This is a genomic window from Stenotrophomonas sp. YJH_SMC_65 (genome assembly GCF_059369475.1).
In genome coordinates this window covers 127,580-139,001 of the sequence record NZ_JCAFSR010000001.1, presented here as the reverse complement: position 1 = coordinate 139,001, position 11,422 = coordinate 127,580, and the positions used below count along the sequence as shown (strand labels likewise).

Here is an 11,422-nt window from a genome sequence, read left to right as displayed (position 1 = left end):
TCAGGCCGGACGAATGTCCAGCTGCGGCATCAACTGGAACTCAGGCGTGTCAACTTCACGTCGCCGCGGCAAGGCCTGGATTGCCGCCAGCATCTCCTGTGCGCAGGCGCGGATGCGTCCGTGGTGCTCCGGCGATGCATGACTGATCAAGCTGCCCACATGGAATTCGAACACGTCCTCCAGTACGTCGGGCTGGTCCTCGTGCAGCATCTGCAACAGTCCGCGCAGCTTGCAGATTTCCGATTCCAGCTCCTCGACCGCGAACCACATGGCGTCCTCCTCTTCAACAACAGGCGGCGCGTCCGGGCCGCGACAGGCCGCAACGGCAGCGCCGCCCGGGCCACGCGCGATGTCAATCACGGAAAGGAAAACGGGCGACGCGCAATCGCGTGCAACCTACTTCTCGCATATACACGGTGAGGCAACCGTTAATTCGCGTGACAGCGCGCTTCACGCATTCGCAGTGATCGCGCTGATGCCAGGCATCTGCGCCCCTGCAGCCAACGCGTCGACAAATGCCGGATCCAGCGCAAGCGAACCGAACCAGCCATGCTGGGTACCGCTGAGCACGCGCAGCATGTGGCCACGCCCACCCGGCAGGCGCCCCATCGGCCCGAGCAGCACGTCGCGCGCCTTTGCCCAGGCATCGCGATCAGACTGGAACAGCGGCGTCAGCCAACGGCTCCAGCGCTGGTAGACCGCAACGTGCGCCCTGCGCTGCGCCTGGTAGGCCTGCAATGCAGCGCCTCCCCCGCCATGTGCGCGCACGGCATCGCGCAATGCCAGCGCATCGAGCAGCGCCATGTTCACGCCCTGCCCCAGCTGCGGGCTCATCGCATGTGCGGCATCGCCGGCCAGCACCATGCGGCCGCAATGCCAGCGCGTCATCACGGCGTCACGGTAGACCGCGCGCGCCAGCTGGCCGGCATCATGCAGATGCGCAAAGCGCGCGCTGGCCTGCGGCCACAGCGCGTGCAGCTCGTCCAGCCAGGGCGTCATGCCATCGGCCTGCCATCGTTCGAAGTCGGCGCGTGGCAGGCTCCAGAAGAAGCTCAGGCGCGGCGTGTCATCACCTGGCCGCGTACCGACCGGCAGCAGCCCGATCATCTTGCGCGCGGCCACGTAGCGCTGCCGCAGCTCCTGCAGGTGCGGCCAGTCCTCGGCCGGCAGCAGGCACCACAGTGCGCCCCAGGGATACACGCGGTCCAGCCCGGTGCCGCCTTCGATCGAGCCGCGCAGCGTCGAAGCCGCACCATCGGCGGCCACCACCAGGTCGAACGGCCCATGCATGCGGCCCTCACTGTCATGCAGGCGGCCCTGTGCGGCATCCACTGCGGCGATGGTGACGCCGGCATGCAGCTGGCCCGCACCCGCACGCGCCCCGTCCAGCAGCGAGAACAGCGCCCCACGCTGCATGCCGAGGCCGTGCAGGCGCGCGTCCAGGCCGTCATAGCGCATGTCCATCACCGTGCGCTCGCACGGTGTATCGCCATAAAGACGGTGCACCGGCGCCGCATGCGCGCGCACGGCATCAAGCAGGCCCATCTGCCACAGCACCTGCAGGCCGCTGGGCTGCAGCAGGAAGCCGGCGCCAACCGGCCCCGGCGAGGGCACGCGTTCGAAGATCTCCACCTCGTGGCCATCACGAGAGAGCAGGATGGACAATGCCTGTCCAGCGGTGCCGTAGCCGATCACGGCGATGCGCAGTCGTTCCTTCATCGGCGCATTGTGCCCGAGCGCAAATCCGGATGGCCACCTGGAACCCTGTCCACAGCGCCGCAATGCCCGTCGCGACGCAAAAAAAACCCCGCCGAAGCGGGGTTTTCAACGCACTGTCGAGTGGATCACTCGGCCGGCGTGATGTTCGAAGCCTGGGCACCCTTCGGGCCCTGGGTCACGTCATAGGTGACACGCTGGCCTTCCTGCAGGCTGCGGAAGCCCTTGGAGTTGATGGCGGAGAAGTGCGCGAACACGTCGGCGCTGCCATCCTCCGGCGAGATGAAGCCAAATCCCTTGGCGTCGTTGAACCACTTGACGGTACCGTTCGGCATGGTGATGCGAGACCTTATGCAATGAATGGGTGGTGTACGCTGAACCCGCGCACAAGCTGAGTATGCAAAGCTTGCTCGGGGAAGACAATCACCCCCGCGCCAATTCGCCCACCAGTTCCGGAAGTCCGTTGCTGGCCGCCTGCACGTTCGCCAGTACTTCGGCCATCGTAATCTCCTCGCCATCACCGCAGCCGGCGGCCCAGTTGGCGATGATTGCCAGGCAGGCGTAATCCAGCCCCAGCTCGCGTGCCAGCGCGGCCTCCGGCATGCCGGTCATGCCTACCAGGTCGCAGCCGTCACGGCGCATGCGGGCGATCTCGGCGATGGTCTCCAGGCGCGGGCCCTGCGTCGCGCCGTAGCAGCCACCGTCATGGACCGTGACGCCGGTCACTTTCGCTGCCGCCAGGATCTTGCTGCGCAGCATCGGCGTATAGGGGTGGCCGAAATCGACGTGGACCACGTCGGTGCCTTCTTCTTCACAGATCGTGCTGATGCGGCCCCAGGTGTAGTCGATGATCTGGTCCGGGCAGGCCAGCACGCGCGGACCGAAGTCTTCGGTGATGCCACCCACCGTGTTCAATGCCAGCACGCGCTGCGCGCCCAGCTGCTGCAGCGCGGCCAGGTTGGCGCGGTAGTTGATCTTGTGCGGCGGCAGTGAGTGCCCCTCGCCATGCCGCGCCAGGAACGCCACGCGATGGCCGAGCAGCGTGCCCACGCGCACCGGGCCGGACGGGCGGCCAAAGCGGGTGTCGACCTCGTGGGTCTGCACGTCGTCGAGCTTGGCCAGGTTGTAGACACCGGTACCGCCGATCACGGCCAGGGCGATCTGTTGCATTCAAAGCACTCCATGGAAAGACGAACGCCGGCACCCGAGGATGCCGGCGGTGGAAGAAGACGCGCCGCAGGCAGCTGCGCCGTTACTCCTTCATTGCGTAGATCGCCGGCACGCAGCGCAGGGTCTCGTTGACGTCCATGCCGAAGCCGAACACGTAGCGGTCCGGCAGCTCGATGCCGGCGTAGTCGGCGGTCACGTCCGGCAGTGCGCGGTCGTGCTTCTTCACGGTCATCGCGGCGATGTGCACGTCGGTCGCGCCCTGCTCCAGGCACCAGGTGCGGACGCCCTGCAGGGTGTAGCCCTCGTCGAGGATGTCGTCGATCAGCAGCACGCGGCGGCCGAACAGCGAGGTGGCCGGCTTGTGCTTCCAGACCAGGTCTCCGCCGGTGGTTTCACCGCGGTAGCGGGTCGCGTGCAGGTAATCGAACTGCACGTCCTGGCCGCGCGCGCCCAGTTCCAGCGCCAGCTGGCCGGCGAACGGCAGCGCACCATGCATGATGGACAGGAACAGCGGCACCTCGCCCTTGTAATCGCGCGCGATGGCGTCGGCGATACCAGCGATGGCCTTGTCGATGGTGGGGCGGTCGACCAGCAGGTCAGCCTGGGCCAGGGCCTGGGAAATGGTGAGGTTGGGCATCAGACGGTTCTTCCAAGGGTTTCAAGCAGACGGGATTGGGTGTCGCCATGGCGGGCGTCGGCAAGCAGGCCGTCCCAGCCGAGCGCGCCGCGGCCAAGCAGGCCCAGCAGCGCAGCAGTATTGAGGGAGCGTCCCTGCACCGCGTGCAGGGCTTCATCGACCAGTTCCGGGTGGCAGACCAGCACCACGTCGCAGCCGGCATCCAGGTGCGCGTGCACGCGTGCCGGCACGCCACCGGCACTGTGCGAGGCGGCCATGCCGATGTCATCGGAGAACACCACGCCACGGAAGCCGAGCTCGCCACGCAGGATGTCCTGGATCCAGCGCGGGGAATAGCCGGCCGGCTCCGGCGCCACCTGCGGATAGATCACGTGCGCCATCATCACCGCATCGGCACCGGCGGCGATGCCGGCCTGGAACGGCACCAGGTCCTGGGCGCGCAGTTCGTCCAGCGCGCGCGGGTCGATCGCGGTATCGACGTGGGTGTCTTCCAGCACGGTGCCGTGGCCGGGGAAATGCTTGAGCGTGGCGGCCATGCCGACCGCATGCATGCCGCGCACATAGGCGGCGGTGAACGCGGCCACCACCTGCGGGTCTTCACTGAAGGCACGGTTGCCGATGGCGCGGTTGCCGCGGCCAAGGTCGACCACCGGCGCGAAACTCAGGTCGAGGCCGCTGGCACGTACTTCGCTGGCCATCAGCCAGGCATGCTGTTCGGCCAGGGCCAGCGCCTGCTGCGGGTCGGCGGCGTACAGCGCGCCGATGTCCTGCAGCGGCGGCAGCGCGCTGTAGCCCTCGCGGAAACGCTGCACACGGCCGCCTTCCTGGTCCACGCAGATCAGCTGCGGGCGCGGGGCGGCGGCACGGATCGCCGCACTCAGATCGGTCACCTGCTGGCGCGAGGCGAAGTTGCGCTTGAACAGCACCACCCCGGCCACGGCGTCGTGCTGCAGCCAGTCACGTTCCTGGGCGGTCAGTTCGGTGCCGGCAACGCCGATCAGCAGCATGGTCGATCTCCACAACGCGCGCCCGCATGGCGCAGTGCCGCATTGTCGCAGAACCGGCCGACAGGCGCAGGGGTCAGACGAAGGGGAGTGTGGGGTCAGAGCCCCTGCGGGGATCTGACCCCGGGGTCGGATCCCCGCAGGGGCTCTGACCCCGATCTGCTCAGACTTTGCAGCCGTCCGGGCCGCAGGCCTCGTCGCCGTCAGCCGAAGCTGCCGGGGCGCCCTGTTCGGCTGCGATCTGGCGAAGGGCGTTGGCGAAGGCCTCTGGCGGCTGGGCCCCGGAAATGGCCCACTTCCCATCGATGACGAAAGTCGGCACCGAGGAAATGCCCAGTGCATGGGCCTGCGCGAGCCTGGCTTCGACCTCGGCCAGGCCGCGGTCGGAGCCCAGCATCTGCGCGATTTCAGCACCGTCCAGGCCGCCAGCCACGCCGGCCTTCACCAGCACTGCGGTATCGGCCAGATTCTGGCCATGCTCGAAGTGGGCACGGAAAAGTGCTTCGCCGACCGCATCCTGCACGCCGTGCTGGCCGGCCAGCCACAACACCCGATGGGCCGGCAGCGTGGTCACCCGCACCTGGCCCTGGCTGAAATCCATCGGCAGGCCCTCGGCCCGCGCGGTGGTCTGGGTCTGGCCGAGGATCTGCTCGGTGCGCTCGACGCCACCGAACTTGCGCACATAGGCCTCGCGCAGCGGCACCGGGGTGGCGTCCGCGTCCGGGTCCAGCTGGAACGGCTGCCAGTGGATATCGAGTTCAGGCGCATTGGCGCCGAGCAACTGCACACCCTGCTGGAAGCGATGCTTGCCGATCCAGCACCAAGGGCAGACCACGTCGGAGTAGATGTCGATTCTCATCCCCACCACATGGGGCCCGCCTCCCTCGAAAAAAGGGGACGGAGGGGATTAAGTCGTTTCCAGCACAGCTGGGGTAAAGACGACTTAATCCCCTCCGTCCCCTTTTTTGGGGGCTTCACCACTGTGAATAGGGGTGACTGGCCAGTGCGACGTTGTAGTAGCGCGCGTCGTCGGTGACTTCGGCACCCACCCAGTCCGGCAGTTCGATCGCCTGGTCGGCGCTGTCCAGCTCGACTTCGGCCACGACCAGGCCGGCGTTGTCGCCGAAGAACTCGTCCACTTCCCAGGTCAGGCCGGCGTGTTCGACCAGGTGGCGGCGCTTGTCGATCAGGCCACCGACGCACAGCGCCAACAGGGCGCGCGCATCCTCCACCGGGATCGGGTAGTCGAACTCCTGGCGGGTATGGCCGATGGTGCGCGACTTCAGGTTCAGCGCGGCGTGGTCGCCTTCGATGCGCACGCGCACCGAGGCGTTCTGGGTGCCGCGGTCGAGCGCGCCCATGTCGTTGATGTAGCCCTGCGCCATCGGGATCACCCGATGCGCGGCGGTGCGCCAGCCATCACTGCTGACGAGGAATTTGCGTTCGATTTCGATGCCCATCGCGCCATTATGCGCGATGGGTGATGACAACCTGTCAGCGCTTCTCGAACACCGCGATGCTTTCCACGTGCGCGGTATGCGGGAACATGTCCATGGCACCGGCGCTGACCAGGGTGAAGCCCTGTTCGTTGACCAGATAGCCGGCATCGCGCGCCAGCGAGCCCGGGTGGCAGCTGACGTAGACAATGCGCTTGAACTGCTTCAGCGGCAGCTGCTGCAGCACTTCGATCGCACCCGAGCGCGGCGGGTCCAGCAGCAGCTTGTCAAAGCCCTGGCGCATCCACGGGGTGCTGCGCTGGTCCTGGGTCAGGTCGGCGCTGAAGAACTGCGCGTTGGCCAGGCCGTTGCGCTCGGCGTTCTCACGCGCACGCGCCACCAGGCCGGCATCGCCTTCCACGCCAACCACCTCGCGCACGCGGCGCGCCAGCGGCAGGGTGAAGTTGCCCAGGCCGCAGAACAGGTCCAGTACACGCTCGTCCTCACCCGGTTCCAGCAGGTCCAGGGCGTGGGCGATCATCTTCTCGTTGAGCTTGGCATTGACCTGGATGAAGTCCAGCGGGCGGAACGCCAGCTCGACATCCCACGGCGCCAGACGGAACGACAGCGGCACACCCTGCCCGTCCAGCGGCTGCACGGTATCCACGCCGCCGGACTGCAGGTAGATCACGAAGCCATGCTGCTGGCCGAAGGCCGCCCAGGCCGCGCGGTCGGCATCGCTGAGCGGCTGCAGATGGCGAACGGTCAGGACCACGGCCTGGTCACCGGCGATGAATTCGATCTGCGGGATGTCACGCTTGCCATCGAGTGACTCGATGAAGGTGGACAGCGCCTCGACCTTGGTACCAATCTCGGGGATCACGGTCAGGCACTGGCTGAGGTCGGCGACGAAGCGCGGATCCTGTTCACGGAAGCCGACCAGGGTCTTGTCCTTCTTTTCGACCCGGCGCACCGAGAAACGGCCCTTGCGGCGGTAGCCCCAGCTCTCGCCGACCAGCGGCGCGAGCACGGTGCCCGGCTTCACATGGCCGATCCGCTCCAGGTTGTCCATCAGCACGCGCTGCTTGGCCACGATCTGCTGGTCTTCGTCCAGGTGCTGCAGCACGCAGCCGGCGCAGGTGCCGAAATGGGGGCACTTGGGGGTCACCCGCTGCGGCGAGGCCTGCAGCACCTCCAGGGTGCGCGCCTCGTCGAAATGGCGGCTGCGGGCAGTCTGTTCAGCCATCACCACCTCGCCGGGCAGCGCGCCGCTGACGAAGGTGACCTTGCCGCCCTCGCCTTCACGGCGGGCGACACCGCGACCATCATGGCTGAGGTCGAGGATCTCGGTCTGGAATGGGGTACGGTCAGTGCGGGAACGGGATCGGGCCACGTGGCAACAGGCTGCGGGCAAAAATGGGGGCGTATTGTCGCAGATCCTGACCGACGGGGCCTGGACCCGCTTGCGCCCGTGGCCGTCGTGCTTGATGATTGGGCCAGCTGACATGGAGGCAGCCCTGATGCAGATGACCCCGCGGGCCGCACGGCCCCGCTTCCTGCTTGTCGAGGACGACATCATCAGCCGCGGTTTTTTCAAGGCGGCGTTGGAAACGTTACCGGCGGATGTGGATACCGCAGATTCGCTGGCCAGTGCCCTGGCCAGTGCCGAACCCGGCGCGCATGATCTGTGGCTGATCGACGTCAACCTGCCGGATGGCAATGGCGCGCAACTGCTGCGTGAGCTACGCCGCTCACATCCCGACACACCGGCGCTGGCACATACGGCCGACGGCGATACCTCCATCCACGCCCGCCTGCGCGAAGCCGGTTTCAGCGACACCCTGGTCAAGCCGCTGGGCCGCGACCAGCTGCTGAAGGCCGTGCGCCGTGCGCTGGTCAACAGCCCGGCGGGAATCTTCGTGGCACAGGCCCCGGCCGCGGTCGAGCTGGCCGTTCAGGACTGGGACGAGACTGCGGCATTGGCCGCGCTCAATGGCCAGCGCAACCACCTGATCGCACTGCGCGAGCTGTTCCTGGCCGAGTTGCCCGGTGTGCGCGACGCGGTCGAGCAGGCGGTGGACCAGCACGACGAGCGCCAGCTGCGCAGCCAGTTGCACCGGTTGCAGGCGAGCTGTGGCTTCGTGGGGGCGGCACGGTTGGGCCGGGCGGTGCGCCAGCTGCATCATGCACCCGAGTCCGGGCAGGCCCAGGACGGGTTCCGCGCCGCGGTAGCTGCCCTGCTGCATTGAGGGTTTTTCGGCAGGGCTGCGCCCTGCACCCGCAGAGGCTTCAAGCCAAGCCAAGGCAACAGCAACAGCAACAGCAACGGCATGCATTCCGTGGGTTGGCGGTGCGGTATCGGAGGGCGGGGACGCCGTAAACCCGTCCTTGGGGGCTTGGCAGCCGCATCCATGCGGCTGACACCCCGCCCTCCGATACCGCCCCACCTCTTACAGTTTTCCGCGATCGGGTAGATCCACGCCATGCGTGGATGAATTTCTGTCAGATATCGAAATCAATCTGGGGTCGGATCCGTTTTCCGAAGGAAAACGGATCCGACCCCACGCCGTTCCGACAGTTCGCGGAACACTGTCGAAGGCGGGGTGGGTCCGGTTGCGGGAGTGTCCGCGGCATGGATGCCGCGGCCAAGCCCCCAGGGACGGGTTTACGGCGTCTCCCGCAACCGGACCCACCCCGCCTACCCACGGATAGCCAGCTTTTGCCGTTGACGTTGATTCGGCAGGTGCAGGGCTGCAAGCCCTGCCCCCCCCCCTACCTGCGCGGCGCAAGCTGCTCGAGCATTTCCCAGGACTTCAGCCCGCGCGCGCCCAGGTGATGGGCCAGCACCCGCCGCATCGGCAGGCGCAGGCTGGCCAGATCGGCGGCATCCGGTTCTTCGTCGGCCGCAAGGGCCAGCAGCGCCGAGCCAGTGGCCGCCGCCCGGCGCTCCCCGCCACGCTCGCTCAGCAGGCGCTGCGCCCCTTCCTGCGGGTCCAGCTCGTAGCGCGCCGCCGGGTCGATCGGCTGGCCATCACTGGCACTGTCCAGCTCGAAACCCAGGCCCAGCGCGGACAGCAGTTCGCGCTCGAAACGGCGCAGGGTCCAGGCCAGGCCGGCACCGACCGCCAGCCGCGCGCGTGCCTCACCGTAGGCAAGGTACAGCTCCGGCAGCGGGTCCTGGCGCGGGGCCAGGCGCAGGGTCAGTTCACTCAGGTAGAAGCCGGCCAACATCGCCTGGCCGACCAGGCGTGGCGCGGCATCCAGCGCCTCGGCACCCCGCAGCTGGGCCAGTTCACCCCGCTGCTGGGCACTGAAGCGGATCCACTGCAACGGCTGCAGGGCGGCGCGCAGCACCTGGCCCTTGGCGGTGGACACGCCACGCGCCAGCAGGCCGATACGGCCATGCTGCGCGCTCAACACTTCGACCAGCAGGCTGGTCTCGCGGTAGGCCCGTGCGTGCAGCACGAAGCCGGTGTCGTCCTCGATCATCATCGAAGCGACCGTCGCGGCTTATTCGTAGCCGAAGGCCTTCAGCGCGGCCTCGTCGTCGGACCAGCCTTCACGCACGCGCACCCAGGTTTCCAGGAACACCTTGGCCCCGAACAGACGCTCCATCTGCAGGCGGGACTTGGCGCCGATCTCCTTCAGGCGGGCGCCGCCCTTGCCGATCACGATGGCCTTCTGGCCCTCGCGCTCGACCCAGATCACCGCACCGATGCGCAGCAGGTTGCCATCCTCGGTGAAGCGCTCGATCTCGACGGTGGTTGCGTACGGCAGTTCCTCGCCGAGCTGGCGCATCAACTGCTCGCGCACCAGTTCACCGGCCAGGAAACGCTGGCTGCGATCGGTGATCTCGTCCTCGCCGAACATCGGCGGGGCTTCCGGCAGCAGCTTCAGCACGTCGCGCACCAGTGCTTCCAAGCCGTTGCGCTTCTGCGCCGAGATCGGGTGCACGGCGGCGAAATCACGACCTTCGGTCACCTGCTGCAGGAACGGCAGCAGCGCGCCCTTTTCCTTCAGGCGATCGATCTTGTTGACCACCAGCACCACCGGGATGCCGGCGTCGCGCAGCACGTTGAACGCCAGGCTGTCCTCTTCATCCCAGCGACCGGCTTCGATCACCAGCAGGCCGGCATCGACGCCTTCCAGCGAGCCACGCGCGGCGCGGTTCATCACCCGGTTCATCGCCCGCTTCTGCACCTTGTGCAGGCCGGGGGTGTCGACCAGGACCAGCTGGCCTTCCGGATAGGTGGCGATGCCCAGCAGGCGATGGCGCGTGGTCTGCGGACGGTTGGAGACGATGCTGACCTTGGCGCCGACCAGGGCATTGGTCAGGGTCGACTTGCCCACGTTCGGGCGGCCGATGACGGCCACGCTGCCGCAATGATGGGGAGTTTGTTCGCTCACTTGGAATCCAGTTGTGCTAGGACGGCCGCAGCCGCCTGTTGTTCGGCAAGCCGCCGCGAGGCGCCTTCGCCCTCGGTGCTGGCGGCCGGGTCGGCTACGTTGCAGCGTACCCGGAAGTGCTTGGCGTGGTCGTCACCGGATTCTGACACCAGTTCATACTGCGGCAACGCCTTCTGTCGGGCCTGCAGCCATTCCTGCAGGCGGGTCTTGGGGTCCTTCTCGGGCCGGCCGGAGGCCGGCAGTGCCTCGATCGAAGCGCTGAACCAGGGCAGTACCACCGCCCGGCAGGCCTCGAAGCCGGCATCCAGGTAGATCGCAGCCACCACGGCTTCCACCGCGTCGGCCAGGATCGAATCACGACGGTGGCCGCCGGACTTCATTTCGCCCGGACCCAGGATCAGTCGATCGCCCAGTTCCAGGGTGCGCCCGATCACCGCCAGCGCGCCTTCACGCACCAGCTCGGCGCGGGCACGGGTCATCGCGCCTTCGTCAGCCTTGGGCCAGCGCTGGTACAACGCCTCGGCCGCCATCATGTTGACGATGCTGTCGCCCAGGAACTCCAGGCGCTCGTTGTGTGGCGCACCGGCACTGCGATGCGTCAGCGCCTGCTTCAGCAGCGCCGGGTCGCGGAAGGGATGACCGATCAGGTCACCACGTTGGAAAGGTTTATTCGGCACCGCTTCGGGTCAGGTCCTGGGATGAATCGAATTTGCCAACCACGTCCAGGTTGCCGACCAGCGGACGGCGCACTTCGTAGTTGACCTTGAGGGTCCAGCCATTGTCGCGGCGGTCGAACTTCACGTTGGCCGGCTTCACGTTTTCCGAGTAGTTGATGTACAGCCGCTTGAAGAACAGATCCTGGATCCGGGCCGGTTCCATGCTGCCCACACCCGGCTCGTTGGCCAGGCTCTTCATCGCCGAGCGCACCGCGTAATACTCCTGGTACATCGGGAACAGCTTCATGCCGATGTAAAGGAAGAAACCGACCACGATCAGGACCGCCAGGAACGAGGTCAGGGTCATGCCACGCTGCGTGTTCATCGTCTTCATTG

The 11,422-nt window shown here is 67.2% G+C and carries 14 protein-coding genes; 1 reads left to right on the top strand and 13 read right to left on the bottom strand.

Annotated features, from left to right (window positions below; genetic code table 11):
* The 9 genes from AC5P7A_RS00595 to rlmD form a co-directional block, all read right to left on the bottom strand.
* Entirely contained in the window at nt 1-270 is a 270-nt protein-coding gene (locus AC5P7A_RS00595; protein WP_014647988.1) for a hypothetical protein, read from the bottom strand.
* A 180-nt stretch (nt 271-450) separates the two neighbouring features.
* Nucleotides 451-1,719: an FAD-dependent oxidoreductase gene (locus tag AC5P7A_RS00590; RefSeq protein ID WP_014647989.1), complete on the bottom strand. Its 1,269-nt coding sequence runs from the start codon at nt 1,717-1,719 to the stop codon at nt 451-453.
* 125 nt (nt 1,720-1,844) lie between these two features.
* Nucleotides 1,845-2,051, bottom strand: coding sequence for a cold-shock protein (locus tag AC5P7A_RS00585; RefSeq protein WP_005410590.1), 207 nt, complete (start codon nt 2,049-2,051; stop codon nt 1,845-1,847).
* A gap of 88 nt (nt 2,052-2,139) precedes the next feature.
* A complete protein-coding gene (locus AC5P7A_RS00580) occupies nt 2,140-2,886 on the bottom strand; it encodes an S-methyl-5'-thioinosine phosphorylase (protein ID WP_006461208.1) in 747 nt (248 codons plus the stop codon).
* A gap of 82 nt (nt 2,887-2,968) precedes the next feature.
* On the bottom strand, nt 2,969-3,523 hold the full coding sequence (locus tag AC5P7A_RS00575; protein WP_495219800.1) for a hypoxanthine-guanine phosphoribosyltransferase: 555 nt from the start codon (nt 3,521-3,523) through the stop codon (nt 2,969-2,971).
* Entirely contained in the window at nt 3,523-4,530 is a 1,008-nt protein-coding gene (gene nagZ, locus AC5P7A_RS00570) for a beta-N-acetylhexosaminidase (RefSeq protein ID WP_014647990.1), read from the bottom strand. The genes AC5P7A_RS00575 and nagZ overlap by 1 nt, the downstream gene beginning before the upstream one ends.
* A gap of 160 nt (nt 4,531-4,690) precedes the next feature.
* The gene (locus AC5P7A_RS00565; RefSeq protein ID WP_014647991.1) at nt 4,691-5,386 is read right to left on the bottom strand and encodes a DsbA family oxidoreductase; all 696 of its coding nucleotides are present in this window, start codon (nt 5,384-5,386) and stop codon (nt 4,691-4,693) included.
* A gap of 115 nt (nt 5,387-5,501) precedes the next feature.
* On the bottom strand, nt 5,502-5,987 hold the full coding sequence (locus AC5P7A_RS00560) for a CYTH domain-containing protein (RefSeq protein ID WP_014647992.1): 486 nt from the start codon (nt 5,985-5,987) through the stop codon (nt 5,502-5,504).
* A 34-nt stretch (nt 5,988-6,021) separates the two neighbouring features.
* Nucleotides 6,022-7,356 (bottom strand): 23S rRNA (uracil(1939)-C(5))-methyltransferase RlmD, encoded by a 1,335-nt coding sequence (rlmD, locus tag AC5P7A_RS00555; protein WP_032959001.1) that lies wholly within the window; start codon nt 7,354-7,356, stop codon nt 6,022-6,024.
* A gap of 127 nt (nt 7,357-7,483) precedes the next feature.
* Between rlmD and AC5P7A_RS00550 the strand changes: the two genes are divergently transcribed.
* The gene (locus AC5P7A_RS00550; RefSeq protein ID WP_014647994.1) at nt 7,484-8,212 is read left to right on the top strand and encodes a response regulator; all 729 of its coding nucleotides are present in this window, start codon (nt 7,484-7,486) and stop codon (nt 8,210-8,212) included.
* Nucleotides 8,213-8,735: 523 nt separating this feature from the next.
* Here the strand turns inward: AC5P7A_RS00550 and recO are convergent.
* From recO to AC5P7A_RS00530, 4 genes are read right to left on the bottom strand one after another with little or no spacing between them, the layout of a single operon-like run.
* Nucleotides 8,736-9,455, bottom strand: a complete 720-nt coding sequence (recO, locus tag AC5P7A_RS00545) for a DNA repair protein RecO (protein ID WP_014647995.1) — start codon at nt 9,453-9,455, stop codon at nt 8,736-8,738.
* An 18-nt stretch (nt 9,456-9,473) separates the two neighbouring features.
* Nucleotides 9,474-10,370, bottom strand: a complete 897-nt coding sequence (gene era / locus AC5P7A_RS00540) for a GTPase Era (RefSeq protein WP_005410599.1) — start codon at nt 10,368-10,370, stop codon at nt 9,474-9,476.
* Entirely contained in the window at nt 10,367-11,047 is a 681-nt protein-coding gene (gene rnc, locus AC5P7A_RS00535) for a ribonuclease III (RefSeq protein WP_032958999.1), read from the bottom strand. Before rnc ends, era begins: the two co-directional genes overlap by 4 nt.
* Nucleotides 11,037-11,420, bottom strand: a complete 384-nt coding sequence (locus AC5P7A_RS00530; protein WP_014647998.1) for a DUF4845 domain-containing protein — start codon at nt 11,418-11,420, stop codon at nt 11,037-11,039. The genes rnc and AC5P7A_RS00530 overlap by 11 nt, the downstream gene beginning before the upstream one ends.
* Between the last annotated feature and the right edge of the window lie 2 nt (nt 11,421-11,422).